Source organism: Amycolatopsis sp. NBC_01488 (assembly GCF_036227105.1).
Lineage (GTDB): Bacteria > Actinomycetota > Actinomycetes > Mycobacteriales > Pseudonocardiaceae > Amycolatopsis.
Genome location: NZ_CP109434.1, coordinates 951,150 through 966,500, shown reverse-complemented (window position 1 = coordinate 966,500; position 15,351 = coordinate 951,150). Strand labels below are relative to the sequence as shown.

Sequence of the window (15,351 nt, the reverse complement as noted above, 5' to 3'; positions counted from 1 at the left end):
TTAGACCGCCGCCATCGCGTTGAACTCCGCTTCGGCCTCGTCGCGGCTGCTGTACAGCGACCACGCCTTGTCCGCGAGGTCGTCCGGGTTCAGGGTGCCGACCGCGAAGCCGTGGTCCCGCTTGGTGAATTCGCGGTGGATGTCGCCGCGCTCGATGAGGCCGCCGATCGTCAGCGTTCCCGCGTAGACGCCCGTTTCGCGCAGGGCCGCGTTGAGCGTCAGGACGTACATGCGCAACGCCGCCGACGCCGGCGCGAGGGTGCCGAGCATCGGCATCGGGTGCTTGCCGCTGAGACCGCCGGCGAACAGCAGCGCACCCGAGCCGCGCGCAAGCATGCCGGGCAGTACCGCTTCGACGAGCCGGGCCGCCGGGAGCACGATCGACTCGAACGGCACGCGCAGGGCGTCGGCACCCGCTTCGGTCAGCGGGGCGAGACCGGGGGCGGCGGCGTCCGCCGGGCCGAAGTACACCGTGTCGAGCTGGCCTGCCTCGGCCTCGATGCGCGCTAGAACGGCTTTCAGTTCGGCCGGGTCGGTCACGTCCGCGGCGTAGGTGTGCGTGGTGGTTCCGGTCAACGCGGATCGGTAGCTCGCGTGCCGGGATTCGGTGCGCGAGACCAACGCCGTCGTGAAGCCTTCGCGGCCGAAGCGGCGGGCGATCGACAGGCCGAGACCGGGTCCGACGCCCAGGACGGCGATGACTTTCGGCAAGAGGTCCTCCTCGGAGTAAGTTGAGACTGATCTCAAGTTATCCATAAGGTGAGGGTAGTGTCAACTTGGTTGGGGCGTACGGCGAATGTCGTCATGGGTTGGGACCACTGGTCTACCGGGCTGCTCCATGCGGGTAGAACAAGTTCCAGTTTCCGGAGTGGACCGACACCATGACCTTCGCCGTTCCGCGAGCGAGGAGTGCGCCATGGATGCCGACCTGACCCGCCGCCAGATCCTGCGCGGCACCGCGGCGGGTGTGGGCCTCGCCGTGACGTCCGGGCTCGCCGCGACGTCTTCCGCGAGCGCCGCACCGCTGGTCGGGGAGTACGACGTCGTCGTGGTCGGCTCCGGCGCGGCCGGGATGACCGCCGCGCTGACGGCGGCCAAGCGCGGGCTCAGCGTCGTCGTGCTCGAGAAGGCGCCGACGTTCGGCGGCTCCGCGGCGCGCTCCGGCGCGGGGATCTGGATCCCGAACAACCCGGTGCTGCTCGCCGCCGGCGTGCCGGACACGCCCGCGAAAGCCGCGCAGTACCTCGCCGCCGTCGTCGGACCGGACGTGCCCGCCGCGCGCCAGGAAGCGTTCCTGCGCAACGGACCCGAGATGATCGCGTTCGTGCTGGCGAACAGCCCGCTGCGATTCCGGTGGATGGAGGGCTACAGCGACTACTACCCGGAGCTGCCCGGCGGAATGCCGAACGGCCGCTCGATCGAGCCGGACCAGTTCGACGGCACCCTGCTCGGCGCGGAGCTCGCGAACCTGAACCCGCCGTACCTCGCCACGCCGGCCGGGCTGGTCGTCTTCAGTGCCGACTACAAGTGGCTGAACCTGGCCGCGGTCAACGCGAAGGGCGCCGCGGTCGCGGCCGCCTGCCTCGCCCGTGGCACGGCCGCCGCGCTGGCCGGCCAGAAACCGCTCACCATGGGGCAGTCGCTGGCCGCCGGCCTGCGGGCGGGCCTGCTCGGGGCGAACGTCCCGGTCCTGCTGAACACGCCGTTGCTCGATCTGAACGTCGAAAACGGCGCGGTGACCGGCGTTCTCGTGCCGGGCGGGCTGGTGCGGGCGCGGCGTGGCGTGATCGTCGGCTCGGGCGGGTTCGAGCACAACGCCGCGATGCGCGCGCAGTACCAGCGGCAGCCGATCGGCACCGCCTGGACCGTCGGGGCGAAGGAGAACACCGGCGACGGCCACCGCGCCGGGCAGCGGGCGGGCGCTGCGCTCGACCTGATGGACGACGCGTGGTGGGGCCCGGCCATCCCGATCCCCGGCGACCCGTACTTCTGCCTCGCCGAGCGGACGTTGCCCGGCGGCCTGATCGTCAACCAGGCCGGAAAGCGGTTCGTCAACGAGGCCGCGCCCTACAGCGACGTCGTGCACACGATGTACGACAAGAACCCGGCCGAGCCGGACATCCCCGCGTGGCTCGTCGTCGACCAGAACTACCGCGACAAGTACCTGTTCCGCGACACGCTGCCGTTGCTGCCGCTGCCGGACGCCTGGTACACCGCAGGTGCGGTCTTCAAGGCGTCGAGCATCCAGGCACTGGGGTCGGCGATCGGCGTGCCGCCGGCGGCGTTGAAGTCCACAGTGGATCGCTTCAACGGCTTCGCGTGGTCCGGAGTGGACGGTGACTTCCGGCGCGGCGCCAGCGCGTACGACCACTACTACACCGACCCGCTGGTGCTGCCGAACTCGTGCCTGGCGCCGCTGTGGGCGCCGCCGTTCTACGCGTTCAAGATCGTGCCCGGCGACCTCGGCACGAAGGGCGGCATGCGCACGGACGCCCGGGCGCGCGTGCTCCGCCCGGACGGCTCGGTGATTCCCGGCCTGTACGCCGCCGGCAACGCGAGCGCGGCGGTGATGGGGCACAGCTACGCGGGCGCCGGTTCGACCATCGGCCCGGCGATGACGTTCGGGTACATCGCCGGGAACGACGTCTAGAACTCCTTACGCACCAACGGAAGGACTTCGGTGCCGAGTAGTTCGATGGCACGCATGACGTCCTTGTGCGGGACGCCCGACCAGTCCATCTGCAGTGCGTAGCGGTCGGCGCCGGTGAGCTTGCCGACGGTGACGATCCGCTCGGCGATCTCCTGCGGGCTGCCGACGAACAACGCCTGCGCGTCGTGGGTGTACTGGTCGTACTCGGCGCGGGTCGGGACGGCCCAGCCGCGGGCCTTCGCGCCGTACTTCATCGTCTCGAGCCAGTACGGGTAGAACTTCTCCTTGGCGTCCTGGGAGTTCTCGGCGATGAAGCCGATGGCGCCCATGGTGACGTGGAGGTCTTCCTTCTTGTGGTCGCCCGCCTCGCCGGCCTGGCGGTAGAGGTCGACCAGCGGCGCGAAGCGCTCGGGCCGCCCGCCGATCACGGCGTACACCACGGGCAGGCCGAGCAGCCCGGCGCGGATCGACGACTCGGGGTTGCCGCCGGTGCCGATCGAGATGCGCAGGCGGTCGCCGTACGGGCGCGGCAGGATCCGTGCGTTGTCCAGCGGCGGGCGGAACTTGCCGGACCAGGTCAGCGGGTCCTCGCGGTCGATGCGCAGGAGCAGCGCGAGCTTCTCCTCGAACAGCTCGTCGTAGTCGCCGAGGTCGTTGCCGAACAGCGGGAACGACTCGGTGAACGACCCACGGCCGGCGAGCAGCTCGGCGCGGCCGTGGCTGAGCTGGTCGAGCGTCGTGAACTGCTGGTAGACGCGGACGGGGTCCTCGGTGCTCAGCACGGTGACGGCGGAGCTCAGGGTGATCTGGCTCGTGACGCTCGCCGCCGCGGCCAGGACGGTGCCCGGGTTGGAGATGGCGTACTGGTCGAGGTGGTGCTCGCCGAGGCCGTAGAAGCCGAGGCCCAGCTCGTCGGCGAGCTTGATCCGCTCGAGGGTGTTGGCCAGCGTCCGCGCGACGGACGGCTGCTCGCCGGTGTGCGGGTCCGGCGCGCGGTCGCCGAAGCTGTAGATGCCGAGTTTCATAGAGCGTTCAACTATCTTGGGGGTGGATTCGTTCCCGCTGAGTTCGGGGAGGGCGACCCCGCGTGCGACGCGGCTTGCGGACGAACTGTTTCGTTCATTGCTGCGTTCGCCGACACTCGCGGACGAACCACTTCGAGCAACGCCGGCTCGGTCATCGGCCCTCCGCGGTCAGCGCCGGTTCGGTCTCGCCGAGCTCGTGGGCCAGCGCCTGGCCGACCCACCGCGCGCAGTCGTCGGCGGTGACGGTGCCCTCGCGCGCCACGAACTGCACGGCGAGCCCGTCGAGCAGGGCGGTCAGCCGCCACGCCGCGCCGCGCGGGTCCGGGCAGCGGAACTCGCCGCCGGCCACGCCCTCGGTGATGAGCGAGACGACGGCGTCACGCCACCGCAGGTCGAGCCGCTGGACGACCTCCCGCAGCTCGCGGTCGCGCATCGCGGCGGCGCCGGCTTCGATCCACAGGTGCCAGCCGGCGGCGGGCTTGGTCGGTCCGTAGAGGACGAGGACCGCGCGAAGGCGTTCGCCGACCGGGCCCGGCCGGCTCAGCTCGTCGCGCAGGACGGCGAGGTTGCGTTCGGCCGCTTGCCGGATGGCCTCGATGATGAGGGCTTCGAGGGTGCCGAAGTGGTAGAAGACGAGGGCGGTGCTGACGCCGAGGTCCTGGGCGACGTCGGCGGCCCGCACTCCGGCGATGCCCCGCCGGCTGATCTGCTCCAGCGCGGCGAGCAGGATCTCCTCCCGCCGGACGGCGACCTCCTTGCGCTTCATGGGGTAACGGTACCCACCCCGGGAACACCCGGAAGCCGCCTCACGCGCCCAGTTCGCGGACGAGCGCCCGCAGCCACGGCCCGGCGATCGCGGGCTCGGCGGAGATCGTCCGGACGAGCCGCTCGCGCACCCGCGCGGACCGGCCGGCGTCGACGAGCGCGAACGCCTCGGCCAGCGCGCGCCGGGTCGTCTTGCCGTGGTCGGGCGTCCGGACGGTCTCGTCGGACCAGCGTTGCCGCGGGAACGACGGCGTCAGCTTCGGCTGGTCGTTGCCGAAGTAGCACCAGACGTCCCGCGCGAGCGACACGTTGCGGACCGCCGCGGCCGGCAGCTCGCGCGTCCAGGCGACGTCCTCCTGCCACCGCCACGCGTCCGGGCGGATCGGCTGGCGGAGGGTGACGCCGAGGAACCGCAGCTTGCGCCGGATGACGTGCCACGCCTCACGGTCCTCGTCGATCCAGTCCCGCAGCCGGACGTACAGCTCGGTGAAGGTGTCGCCTTCGTAGACGAGGTCGACGAAGACGGTCGGCCGGGTCCCGCGCGCGAGCGCGTGCGGCGTGATTCCCGCGGCGGCGAGGTTTTCGCGGAGCAGCTGGACGTCCCGCCGCCCGAAACCGTGGCGTGGCTTGAGGGACAGCGGCAGCCGGTGCACGCGGTCGCGCCACGACGTGCGTTCGAGAGCGCCGCCGAGGAGGTCGTGCATGCTGTCCAGCGACCGGCCGACGAAGTGGAGTTCGCCGTCACCGCAGCGGGCGAGGACCTTGGCGGTGCAGGTGGTGAGGTCGTCGAGGAACCAGAGGTGCGGATTCGCGGCCTCGTCGAGGAGCGTCCCGACCTGGTCGGGACGCACCAGGTCCCACCGGAACGGTCGGTTCGTCATGCGGATCAGGATAGGAACGGGAACCGCTTGGGAGCAAAGGGTTTTCGGGCGGTCTGCCGCAGCGCGGGTCGTGAGTGTGAAACAGGGTTAGAACACTGTTTCACACTCACGACCCCGGGTGGGCCTGCTCAAGCCGTCCACAGTGGATCGCGGCCGAGGTACCGCAGCAGCTCCGCCACGACGTCGCCGTCGGTGGGGCCGTCCAGCGCCGGAGCGTAGGCGAAACCGCGCAGCGGCTCGGCCAGTTCCTTCGCCACCGGCAGCAGCGCCTCCGCCATCTCCTTGCTCAGCGGGGATTCCTGACCCGTCGCGACCGCGATGTCCCACGCGTGCACCGCGGCGTCCAGTGCCGCCGCGCCCACCGCCACGGCGGCCGGGAGCGCGCCCTGGGGCAGGGGCGTCGGCACCGACTCCGCGTCCGGGGACACCGTCGCGAACGCCGCGGCCGCCGCGGCCAGCTTCGGCTCCAGGAATCCGGCCACGTCCTCGAGTTCGCCCGACGGCGCGAACGGGTTGAAGTCCGGGCCCGGCTCGCCGGTGATGAACGCCGCGTAGCCCTGCTGGTCGCCGCCCGCGTGCTGGAGCACCTGGGTCACGTTCCACGCCGAGCACGGCGTCGGGACGGACCAGTCCGGCACACCCGCCACCGCCGAGCGCAGGGCGTTGTGCGCCGCCGACAGCAGCGGCCAAGGCGACGAAAGCCCGGCGAAGAACCGGCGGATGTCCGCGACCAGGATCTCCGGCGCCTCGTGCGCCGAGTAGTGCCCGGCCGCGTCCCGCGGGCCGCCGCTGCCCGACCGCGTGTCGTAGGTGTTCCAGCTGACGATGTTCGCGTGGTCGCGCTCGGCGAACCGCCGGATCGACTGGAAGTCGCCCGCGAACATCGCGAGGCCGGTCGGCACCGTGGTCGGGCCCTCGGGGTGGGCTGTCGTGTGCGCGTCCTCGTAGTAGAAGCGGATCGACGAGCCGCCCGTGCCGGTCAGCCAGTACAGCGCCACGTTCGCGACGACGAAGTCCGCGTCGAGGTGCTCGCCGAACAGCTGCGCGTTCCACGCCAGCAGCGCCAGCGGGGAGTCGGCCAGCGCGAAGGCGAGGGTGTGCGGCTGCTGGCTGTGCAAGGTGTTGAAGGAGAACATGTTCTCGTAGAACCACTGTAGGTGCGCGAGCGCGGCCTGGTCGGCCTCGCCGAGGTCCGCCAGCTCCGCCGGGTCACCGGACGGGAACGAGAACAGCTGCGTGACGTGCACGCCGACGACCTTCTCCGGCGCGAGGCGGCCGATCTCCGGTGAGATCATCGAGCCCGCGTCGTTGCCCGCGGCGCCGTAGGACTCGTAGCCGAGGCGGCTCATCAGCTCCACCCACGCCGCCGCCGTGCGGTGCGTGCCCCAGCCCGCCGCGCGGGTCGGGCCCGAGAAGCCGAAGCCCGGCAGCGACGGGATCACCAGGTGGAACGCCGGCGCGTCGGCCGATTCCGGCTCGGTCAGCACGCCGATGACATCGAGGTACTCGACGATCGAGCCCGGCCAGCCGTGCGTCAGCAGCAGCGGGGTCGCGTCCGCGCGGGACGACCGGACGTGCAGGAAGTGGATCGTTTCGCCGTCGATCTCCGTCACGAACTGCGGGTACGCGTTGAGTCGCGCCTCGAACGCCCGCCAGTCGAACTCGTCCAGCCAGTGCCCGGCCAGCGCGCGGACCCGCTCGTTCGTGACGCCGTACTCGGCGGGCAGGTCGTCCGGCCAGAGCGCCCGGCGCAGGCGAGCCTGCAGGTCGTCCAGGGCGGACTGGGGGATCTCGGCGCGGAACGGGCGAAGGGCGGGGACCGTCATGGCTGGCTCCTCTGAGTGGAACGGAATGCTTCGTTCCGAACTGTAGCAGAGCGGAATGATCCGTTCCAGTGGTAATCTCCGGCCATGCCCGAGACAGCCGTGCCCGAGACCGCCCTGCCCGGCCGCCGCGGCCAGGCCGCTCGCAACAACCTCGTGATCCTCGACGCCGCCCGCCACGTCTTCCTCGCGGACCCGAAGGCGCCGATCTCGCAGGTCGCCGAGCGCGCCGGCGTCGGCATCAGCGCCCTCTACCGGCGTTACCCCAGCAAGGAGACCCTGCTCTGCCGTCTCTGCCACGACGGCCTCCGCACCTTCATCGCCGAAGCCGAGGCCGCCGACGAGGAGCCGGACGGCTGGACGGCGCTCACCGGCTTCCTCGGCCGGGTGGTCGACGCCGACGTCCACTCGCTGACCGTCCACCTCGCGGGCACGTTCACCCCGACCGAAGAGATGGGCGCCGACGCGCGGCGGGCGAACGAGCTGGCGGCGGGGCTCTTCGCGCGGGCGCGGGGAACCGGACGGCTCCGGGAAGACGCCGTCACCGAGGACATCGGCATGATCCTCGAGTGCTGCGCGGCGATCCGCGTGGACGACCCGGAGCGCACCGCGGAACTGCGCCGCCGGTACCTGGCGATGCTCATCGAGGGGCTGAAAGCGGGAAAAGACCGCGATCTGCCCGGCCCGCCGCCGCGCCCGGGTGAGATGAACGGCCGCTGGCGTCCGTCCTGACGGCCGCTCCGCGGCGCGTCCGGATGGCGGTAACGAAGTCCGGGAGTGCGACGACTGATCAGCGTCGGGTGTCCACGAATACCACGCAGCATCTGTCAGAGCGGCATTCCCCGGAGCGGAACAGCGAGACCACGACTATGCAAAGAAGCTGGCGACGGACCACGATCCTGTCTTCGGTGGCCGCACTGGCCACGGCGTTCATCGCGATGGCGCCCGCCGCACACGCGGACCTGCCCACCAGTTCTGTCGAAGTCAGCACCACCACGGTGCTCCCGGGGCAGACGTTCACCATCTCGGAAACCATTCACAACACCCAAGATTTCACGGTGACTTTCGCGAAGGCGGCCATTTACGGCACGCCGACCCCGATCACCGACATCGCCGACGTCGTTTCCTGCACCGGCGTGACGGATCTCGGCTGCTTCCAGGCCGGCAGCAGCTACCGGGCGCCGTTCGGCGACCTCGAAGCGGGCGGGACCAGGACCGCGGTGTTCACCATGCGCGTCAAGGACACCGCGGCGCCGGGGCCGTTCACGCTGCAGCACCAGTTCGTGGGCGACAACTACGCGTTCGACACGCTCGACGGCCCGGTGATCACGGTCGGCAACCCGGTCACCAACGCCGACGTCAAGGTCGCGCTGGCGGCGGTCGGCCACGGCGGCCTGAGCGCGCGCATCGACTACACGCTGACCGTGACGAACGCCGGCCCGTCGGCCGCGTCCGGAATCCGGGTGGTGGCAACGTATGCGCCGGGTCTGTCGTACGCCGGTGCCACCGGCTGCGCTCGCGTCGGCACCACCCGGGCGGTGAACTGCGACTTCGCTTCGCTGGCCTCCGGCGCTTCGGCGACGGCGAAGTTCTCGGTCAACGGCGGCCTCCTGGCGCTCGGCTCGTACACCACGACGGCGGTGCGCACGGCCAGCTCGCCGTCGGATCCCGACACCGCCAACGACAGCGCGTCGAAGACGTGCTCGGCGCTCACCGGGCTCATCGTGACCTGCTGAGGGTTCGCGAGAGGTGAACCGGGCTCGTGTCCTCCGCCAGGGACGCGGGCCCGGTTCGCGTTTTCAGCCGGTGACCGAGGCGTACAGCTTCGCGATGTCGTCGTCGAAGTACGCGCTGTAGGAGACGTCCGGGGTGTCGCCGCCGAGCTGGTAGCCGCCGATGACCCCGATGACCGCGCCGTCGGTCACCCACGGGCCGCCGCTGGTGCCGTCCGGGAAGCCGGGGCACGCGACGCGCAGCTGGTACGTGTCGAACCGGGTCGTGGTGCCGTTGCACACCACCGGGGAATCGGTGGTGTCGGGGTAACCCGTCAGGGTGGTCGCATGGTCGAATCCGCGGTTGGTGCCGAGGACGTTCGCGCCGGTGAGGCTTTCCAGGGAAGCCGGGTTCCCGGCCTGCTGAACGGTCAGGAACGCGAAATCCAGGTCCGGGTCGGCCGACGAAGTCCAGCCGGCCGCGACGGCCGTCCCGGTGACCGTCCACATTCCCAGTGGCGCGACGCCGTCGTGATAATCCGGGGCGAAGGACATTCCGTCCTTGACGCAGTGCGCGGCCGTCAGCACCAGATCGCCGGCACCGGAATGCACGACGCTCGCGCTGCAGAAATGGGTTCCGTTCGCGAACAACGCGCCGACCGGGGAAACGGTTTTCGTCGGAGCGGCTTTCGCCGACGGCGTCGTCGTGGTGACCGGGGCCGCGGTGGTGACCGGGGCACCCGCGGCGTAGGCGTCGTCGGCGGTCGTGCCCGTGCCGGCGACCAGGCCGGCGCCGAGCACCAGCACAGCCGCCGCGACCGCGAGCGCGGGCCTCAGGAACTTGATCGCCACCGTTCCAGATCACCACACCGGAGCCCGGTTGGCAGCGCAACGACCCGGATGCACAGCCTGCACACAGCGGTTCACATCGGACACCCAGGATCGTCAGCCCGCGACGGTGTGGGTGGTTGCCGTGCCGCCTACGTGAGGTCCTTGGGCAGCAGCGCCGTCGCCGGGTCGGGGGTGGTGACCGCCTTGGGACGGCGGTCGCGGAACAGCCAGCCGCCGACGATGCCGCCCACGAAGCCGAACATGTGGCCCTGCCAGCTGATGCCCTCTTCGGTCGGCAACAGGGACGCGAACGTGTACGCGAAGCACAGCGCCATCACCAGGCCGAGCACGATGTCGATCGGGTGCCGGTCGAACAGGCCGCGCACGATGATGTAGCCGAAGTAGCCGAACACCAGGCCGCTGGCGCCGACGGTGATCGAGTTCGACGGCGAGATGAACCAGACGCCGAGGCCGCTGGCCACGATGATCAGCGCGCTCACGCCGAGCCACTTCTTCACCCCGCGGTAGGCGGCGAGGAAGCCGAACACGAACAGCGGGCCCGAGTTGCCTTCGATGTGGCCCCAGCTCTGGTGCATGAACGGCGCGCTGAAGATCTCCGGCAGCGACGCCGGGTCGCGCGCCTCGATGCCGAACTCGCGGCTCAGGCCGTAGCTGTCGACGGAGTTGACGAGCTGGATCACCCACAGCAGCGCCAGCAGGCCCACCATCACCCACAAGGCCTTCTTCGCCTCGGCGATCATCATCTCGGCTTCGCTGCGGGCCGGCCCGTCGCTGGTCGTGCTCATGCTTCCCCCTGCTCGGTTTGGGGCCGAGGATAACCGGACGGCGGCCCCGGAGGCGGCGTTCCGGACCGAGCCGTGACCTGGCAGGGTCGGCGCCATGACGTCACACCGGCCGGAGGTGGTCTTCCGGGGCCGTCGCATGCCCGGCGACCGCGCGCTGGTCATGGCCATCGTCAACCGCACGCCCGACTCCTTCTACGACAAGGGGGCCACCTTCGCCGGGAACGCGGCGCGCGACGCCGTCGACCGCGCGGTCGCGGAGGGTGCCGACATCGTCGACATCGGCGGGGTCAAAGCCGGCGAGGGGCCCGAGGTCGACGTCGACGAGGAGACCGCCCGGGTGGTGCCGTTCGTGGCCGAGGTGCGGGAGCGGCACCCGGGCCTGGTGATCAGCGTCGACACCTGGCGCCACGAGGTGGGCCGCCGGGTCTGCGAAGCGGGCGCCGACCTGCTCAACGACACCTGGGCCGGCGCCGACCCGAAGCTGGTCGAGGTCGCGGCCGAGTTCGGCGCGGGCTACGTCTGCTCGCACGTCGGGGGCATGCCGGTGCGCACCGACCCGTACCCCGCGCCGACCCCGGACCGCCCGTTCTGGCCCCGCTACGACGACGTCGTCGCGGACGTGATCGCCGAGCTGACCGCGGCGGCCGAGCGGACGGTCGCCGCCGGCGTGCCGCGCGGCGGCGTCCTCGTCGACCCGACCTTCGACTTCGGCAAGAGCACCCGGCACGGACTCGAGCTGCTTCGGCACTTCGACCGGCTGGTGGCGACCGGCTGGCCGGTGCTCGTCGCGCTGTCGAACAAGGACCTGATCGGCGAGACCCTGGACGTCGAAGCCCACGACCGGCTCCCGGGCACCCTCGCGGCGACGGCGATCGCCGCCCACGCGGGCGCCGCCGTCTTCCGCGCCCACAACGTCCGGGAGACGCGGGAAGCCGTCGAGGCGGTCGTGGGCCTGGTGTCCACTGTGGACTGATCCGCCGGAGTGACGTGACCTCGGCGGCGCGCGCCCGGTGCGGCGGGTCGGCCGGGTCGAGGCCGCGCGGGTGCCGAACGCCGGCGAACACGCGCGGTAGCGTCCGGCGGGGTTCACAGGATTCGTAAGAACTCGCGGCCGGTGCCATGGCGTACAAAGGACGAAGAGGTGATGCCGGATGACGCCTTCGGTGGTGCGGCACGCGAAGCGGCGCCGGTGGGCGGTCGTCGCCGCCGTGGCCGCGGTGCTCGTGTCCGTGCCGTCGGTCGTCGCCGCGCTCGCCCCGGCGGGCGGGCCGGTCGACCCGGGCCGGCTGCGCGACCTCGTGCTGGCCTCCGCCGCCCGGCCGTACCAGGGATACGCCGAAAGCGCCGGTTCGCTCGCCCTGCCGGAGCTGCCGAACCTCGCCCCCGTCACCGCGCTCTTCTCCATGCGGACGCCGATGCGCGCGTGGTACGCCGGGCCCGACCGCTACCGCGTCGACATCCTCGGCACCGCCGGCGAGCACGACGTCTACCGGCTGCCCGACGGCGAGTACACCTGGGACTACGGCGACAACACGCTGACCGAGCTGGTCGGCGAGCCCAGCGTCCGGCTCCCGCGGGCGGGGGACCTGCTGCCGCCCGAGCTCGCGCGGCGGATCCTCCAGGCCGCGAAGGGCGACCCGGTGAGCGCGCTGCCGGGCCGGAACGTCGCCGGCGTCGCCGCGTCCGGGCTGCGGCTCGTGCCCGCCGACCCGAGCACGACGATCGGGCGGGTCGACGTCTGGGCGGACCCGGCGACCGGCGTGGCCGTGCGCGTCGAGGTCACCGCCCGGGGGCAGCAGGCCCCGATCCTGGTCACCGAGTTCCAGCAGCTCGAGCAGACGACGCCGGTCGTCGAAGCGCCGAAGCCGGTGCTCGGCTCGGGGTTCACCGTGGCGAGCGCCCCGGACGTCTCGAACGCGCTCGGCGCGCTGGGCCAGGCGCCGCTGCCGGCGACGCTCGCCGGGCGGCCGGTGGTGTCGTCCCGGTTCGGCGGCGTGGCGGGCGCCGCGCTCTACGGCAGCGGGCTGGCGTCCTTCGCCGTCATCGCCGTGCCGCGCGCCGTCGGGAACGCGGCGAGCGACGCCGCCGGGAAGGCCGGCGCGGTGCAGGTCAAGCTGGCCGCGGGCACCGTGGTGCAGCTGTCGATCACGCCGCTGTCGCTGGCGATCGTCCGCGCTTCCGCCTTCCGCCGCTCCTACCTGCTGGCCGGGACGGTGACGCCGGACGTGCTGAAGACCGTCGCCGAAGAGCTGGCCACGCTGCGCCGGAGCGGCCGATGATCGTCACGCGCGCCCTGACCAAGCGCTACGGCGGCACCCTCGCGGTCGACGCCGTCGACCTGCGGGTCCGCGAAGGCGACCGCTACGGCTTCCTCGGCCCGAACGGCTCGGGCAAGACCACCCTGGTGCGGATGCTGCTCGGCCTGGTCTACGCGACCAGCGGCGAGATCGAGGTGCTCGGCAAGCCGGTCCCCAGGCGGGTCGCCGAGGTGCTGCCGGAGGTCGGCGCGCTCGTCGAGGGGCCGGCCGCGTACCCGCACCTGTCCGGCCGCCGCAACCTCGCGCTGCTCGACGCCGCCGGGCGCGGCGGCGGCCGGCGTACCCGACGGCGGCGCATCGACGACGCGCTGGAGCGGGTCGGGCTCGGCGCGGTGGACCAGCGGCCGGTCAAGGCGTACTCGCTCGGCATGCGGCAGCGCCTCGGGCTCGCCGGCGCGCTGCTGCGCAAGCCGCGGCTGCTGATCCTCGACGAGCCGACCAACGGCCTCGACCCGCAGGGCATCAAGGAGATCCGGGAGCTGCTCGTCGAGCTGAACGCGGGTGGCACCACGGTGTTCCTGTCCAGCCACCTGCTGGCCGAGGTCGAACAGCTCTGCACGCGCGTCGGCGTCGTCGACCGCGGGCGGCTCGTGCTGGAAGACGATCTGGCGACGCTGCGGGCGGCGACCGGCCGGGTACTGGTCGGCACGCCGGACGCCGCCGCGGCGGTCGCCATCCTCGACGGGCAGCTCGAGTCCCGCGACGGCGACCGCCTGGTCATCCGGCACGGCGACCCGGCGGCGCTGAACGCGATGCTCGTCGAAGCGGGGGTGCGCGTGGCGTCGATCCACGCCGAGCAACGGACCCTGGAACAGGTGGTTCTCGACGTGACGGGTCCGGGGTCGGACCGGTTCGGAGCCGCCGGATGATCGCCGTCGAGCTGAAGAAGCTCGCGCTGCGGCCGCGGGTGTGGGTCAGCGTGGTCCTGCTCTGCCTGCTGCCCGCGATCGTCGGCGTCTTCCTGGCGACGGCCGACTTCGCGCCGCCGCCGGGACAGGGCGGGGCGTTCCTGTCGGCGGTCGTGAGTGACGGCGCGCTGTTCCCGGCGGCCGCGCTCGCGCTCGTCCTGCCGCTGTTCCTGCCGATCGCCGTCGCGGTGGTCGCGGGCGACTCGATCGCCGGGGAGGCGTCCGGCGGCACGCTGCGGTACCTGCTGGTGCGGCCGGTCGGCCGGACACGGTTGCTGGGCGCGAAAATGATCGCGCTGGCCGTGTACGTCACCGCGGCGATCGTGATCGTCGTGCTGACGTCGCTGGTGCTCGGGGTGATCCTGTTCGGCACCGGCGGGACGCCGGGCGTCGCCGGGCCGGGCGGGCAGCCGACCGGCGTGACGTCGTTGTCGGGGCAGTCGCTCAGCTCGTCCGGGCTCGGCCTGCGGCTGCTGGGCGCGGTTTCCTACATCGTCGTGTCGATGCTCGGGTTCGCCGCGATCACGGTCTTCCTGTCGACGGTCACGGACTCGGCGCTGGGGGCCGCGCTGGGCGGGCTGGCCGTGCTGATCACCAGCTCGGTGCTGGAGACGCTGGACGCGGCCGCGTCCGTGAAGCCCTACCTGCCGACGCACTACTGGCTGTCGTGGATCGACTTCTTCCGGGATCCCGTGCTGTGGCGCAACATCGACCACGGCCTGCTGCTGCAGGCGGGCTACATCGTCGTGTTCTTCGGGGCCGCGTGGGCGAACTTCGCGACCAAGGACGTCACGAGCTGAGGCACTCGGCCGGGGCTTCGAGCGGGTTCGTGCCGAGCGCCTGGAGGACGATTTCGGTGACGGCGGGGTCGGTCGGCAGGTCGCCGTGGCCGGCCTGGTTGCCGGGGCAGACCTGCTGGAGGGCGACGTTGACGGCGCCGTCGAGCCGGGCCGACTCCGGTGGGGTGACCGTCTCGTCCCGTTCGGTCCACACCGACAGCCATGGCAGGGTCGCCGGGATCGGTTCCTTCGCCAGCTCCTGCATCAGCGTGCTGCCGGGCGCCAGCTGCACGCACGCGGCCGGGCAGGCGCCCGGGACGAGCGCGCCGCCGGCCGCGGCGAGGCCGGTGCCGTGCATCGGCGCGCCGAGCGTGATCACGCGGCGGGCCTGGTGGTCACCGCCGTCGCGGCTGACCCACAGCCGGGCCACGACGCCGCCGGCGGAGTAGCCGATGACGTCCACCGAAGGCGCTCCGCGCGCGTACGCGTTCTCGACGGCTTCGGCGAGGACGCCGGCCTGTTCGACCAGGTCACCGGTGCCGTCGCCGGCCAGGGTGAGGACTTCGGTGCTGCGCCCGGTGGCCTGCCGGATGTGGGCGGCCAGCTCGTTGAGCGCGCCCTGGCCACCGCCGTAGCCGGGCACGAGCAGGACCGGGCCGGGCTTGTCCTGATCGGGCGTCCCGGCCTGCGGCGCGGCGCTGGTCCCCGAGGTCGCGAGGACGGCGGCGACGAGCACGGCCACCACGACGACGGCGACCCCGCCCATCAGCAGGCGCCGCCGCGGGCTGATCCCCCGCCACCAGGCCGTGATCCGCACGAATCCATGATGACCGCGCCGGTGCTGGGTCCGCGT

The 15,351-nt window shown here is 72.1% G+C and carries 15 protein-coding genes; 7 read left to right on the top strand and 8 right to left on the bottom strand.

The features are described from left to right. A complete protein-coding gene (locus OG738_RS04425) occupies positions 1 to 711 on the bottom strand; it encodes an SDR family NAD(P)-dependent oxidoreductase (protein ID WP_329051434.1) in 711 nt (236 codons plus the stop codon). A 205-nt stretch (positions 712 to 916) separates the two neighbouring features. On the opposite strand from OG738_RS04425, the gene kstD reads away from it, so the two are divergent. Continuing rightward, a complete protein-coding gene (gene kstD / locus OG738_RS04420) occupies positions 917 to 2,650 on the top strand; it encodes a 3-oxosteroid 1-dehydrogenase (RefSeq protein WP_329051433.1) in 1,734 nt (577 codons plus the stop codon). Here the strand turns inward: kstD and OG738_RS04415 are convergent. The 4 genes from OG738_RS04415 to OG738_RS04400 all read right to left on the bottom strand — a co-directional run bounded on the left by OG738_RS04415 (position 2,647) and on the right by OG738_RS04400 (position 7,147). Further along, the gene (locus OG738_RS04415; protein WP_329051432.1) at positions 2,647 to 3,675 is read right to left on the bottom strand and encodes an LLM class flavin-dependent oxidoreductase; all 1,029 of its coding nucleotides are present in this window, start codon (positions 3,673 to 3,675) and stop codon (positions 2,647 to 2,649) included. The two genes, kstD and OG738_RS04415, sit on opposite strands and share 4 nt — an antisense overlap. A 151-nt stretch (positions 3,676 to 3,826) precedes the next feature. After that, positions 3,827 to 4,441, bottom strand: coding sequence for a TetR/AcrR family transcriptional regulator (locus tag OG738_RS04410; RefSeq protein WP_329051428.1), 615 nt, complete (start codon positions 4,439 to 4,441; stop codon positions 3,827 to 3,829). Positions 4,442 to 4,481: 40 nt separating this feature from the next. Continuing rightward, positions 4,482 to 5,321, bottom strand: a complete 840-nt coding sequence (locus OG738_RS04405) for a hypothetical protein (protein ID WP_329051426.1) — start codon at positions 5,319 to 5,321, stop codon at positions 4,482 to 4,484. A 128-nt stretch (positions 5,322 to 5,449) separates the two neighbouring features. Beyond that, a complete protein-coding gene (locus OG738_RS04400; protein ID WP_329051424.1) occupies positions 5,450 to 7,147 on the bottom strand; it encodes a TIGR03086 family metal-binding protein in 1,698 nt (565 codons plus the stop codon). 84 nt (positions 7,148 to 7,231) lie between these two features. Between OG738_RS04400 and OG738_RS04395 the strand changes: the two genes are divergently transcribed. Together OG738_RS04395 and OG738_RS04390 are read left to right on the top strand one after the other, a co-directional pair. Then, the gene (locus OG738_RS04395) at positions 7,232 to 7,876 is read left to right on the top strand and encodes a TetR/AcrR family transcriptional regulator (protein ID WP_329051423.1); all 645 of its coding nucleotides are present in this window, start codon (positions 7,232 to 7,234) and stop codon (positions 7,874 to 7,876) included. A 176-nt stretch (positions 7,877 to 8,052) separates the two neighbouring features. Then, a complete protein-coding gene (locus OG738_RS04390) occupies positions 8,053 to 8,880 on the top strand; it encodes a DUF11 domain-containing protein (protein WP_329051422.1) in 828 nt (275 codons plus the stop codon). Positions 8,881 to 8,943: 63 nt separating this feature from the next. On the opposite strand, the gene OG738_RS04385 is transcribed toward OG738_RS04390, so the two are convergent. Together OG738_RS04385 and OG738_RS04380 are read right to left on the bottom strand one after the other, a co-directional pair. Beyond that, complete coding sequence (locus OG738_RS04385; protein WP_329051421.1) at positions 8,944 to 9,708, bottom strand: trypsin-like serine peptidase; 765 nt, start codon at positions 9,706 to 9,708, stop codon at positions 8,944 to 8,946. 128 nt (positions 9,709 to 9,836) lie between these two features. Beyond that, positions 9,837 to 10,493, bottom strand: coding sequence for a rhomboid family intramembrane serine protease (locus tag OG738_RS04380; RefSeq protein ID WP_329051420.1), 657 nt, complete (start codon positions 10,491 to 10,493; stop codon positions 9,837 to 9,839). Positions 10,494 to 10,587: 94 nt separating this feature from the next. On the opposite strand from OG738_RS04380, the gene folP reads away from it, so the two are divergent. The 4 genes from folP (at position 10,588) to OG738_RS04360 (ending at position 14,519) form a co-directional block, all read left to right on the top strand. Further along, on the top strand, positions 10,588 to 11,466 hold the full coding sequence (gene folP, locus OG738_RS04375; RefSeq protein ID WP_329051419.1) for a dihydropteroate synthase: 879 nt from the start codon (positions 10,588 to 10,590) through the stop codon (positions 11,464 to 11,466). 178 nt (positions 11,467 to 11,644) lie between these two features. Then, on the top strand, positions 11,645 to 12,772 hold the full coding sequence (locus tag OG738_RS04370) for a hypothetical protein (RefSeq protein ID WP_329051417.1): 1,128 nt from the start codon (positions 11,645 to 11,647) through the stop codon (positions 12,770 to 12,772). Then, positions 12,769 to 13,680, top strand: coding sequence for an ABC transporter ATP-binding protein (locus OG738_RS04365; RefSeq protein WP_329051415.1), 912 nt, complete (start codon positions 12,769 to 12,771; stop codon positions 13,678 to 13,680). The genes OG738_RS04370 and OG738_RS04365 overlap by 4 nt, the downstream gene beginning before the upstream one ends. Beyond that, positions 13,677 to 14,519: an ABC transporter permease gene (locus OG738_RS04360; protein WP_329051413.1), complete on the top strand. Its 843-nt coding sequence runs from the start codon at positions 13,677 to 13,679 to the stop codon at positions 14,517 to 14,519. The genes OG738_RS04365 and OG738_RS04360 overlap by 4 nt, the downstream gene beginning before the upstream one ends. Here the strand turns inward: OG738_RS04360 and OG738_RS04355 are convergent. Then, positions 14,509 to 15,315, bottom strand: coding sequence for an esterase/lipase family protein (locus OG738_RS04355; protein WP_329051411.1), 807 nt, complete (start codon positions 15,313 to 15,315; stop codon positions 14,509 to 14,511). The two genes, OG738_RS04360 and OG738_RS04355, sit on opposite strands and share 11 nt — an antisense overlap. Positions 15,316 to 15,351: the final 36 nt, after the last annotated feature.

Excerpts from the sequence above, each read along its gene's own strand:
- kstD (WP_329051433.1), top strand. The coding sequence starts at position 917 with ATGGATGCCGACCTGACCCGCCGCCAGATCCTGCGCGGCACCGCGGCG.
- OG738_RS04415 (WP_329051432.1), bottom strand. The coding sequence starts at position 3,675 with ATGAAACTCGGCATCTACAGCTTCGGCGACCGCGCGCCGGACCCGCAC.
- OG738_RS04410 (WP_329051428.1), bottom strand. The coding sequence starts at position 4,441 with ATGAAGCGCAAGGAGGTCGCCGTCCGGCGGGAGGAGATCCTGCTCGCC.
- OG738_RS04405 (WP_329051426.1), bottom strand. The coding sequence starts at position 5,321 with ATGACGAACCGACCGTTCCGGTGGGACCTGGTGCGTCCCGACCAGGTC.
- OG738_RS04400 (WP_329051424.1), bottom strand. The coding sequence starts at position 7,147 with ATGACGGTCCCCGCCCTTCGCCCGTTCCGCGCCGAGATCCCCCAGTCC.
- OG738_RS04395 (WP_329051423.1), top strand. The coding sequence starts at position 7,232 with ATGCCCGAGACAGCCGTGCCCGAGACCGCCCTGCCCGGCCGCCGCGGC.
- OG738_RS04380 (WP_329051420.1), bottom strand. The coding sequence starts at position 10,493 with ATGAGCACGACCAGCGACGGGCCGGCCCGCAGCGAAGCCGAGATGATG.
- folP (WP_329051419.1), top strand. The coding sequence starts at position 10,588 with ATGACGTCACACCGGCCGGAGGTGGTCTTCCGGGGCCGTCGCATGCCC.
- OG738_RS04370 (WP_329051417.1), top strand. The coding sequence starts at position 11,645 with ATGACGCCTTCGGTGGTGCGGCACGCGAAGCGGCGCCGGTGGGCGGTC.
- OG738_RS04365 (WP_329051415.1), top strand. The coding sequence starts at position 12,769 with ATGATCGTCACGCGCGCCCTGACCAAGCGCTACGGCGGCACCCTCGCG.
- OG738_RS04360 (WP_329051413.1), top strand. The coding sequence starts at position 13,677 with ATGATCGCCGTCGAGCTGAAGAAGCTCGCGCTGCGGCCGCGGGTGTGG.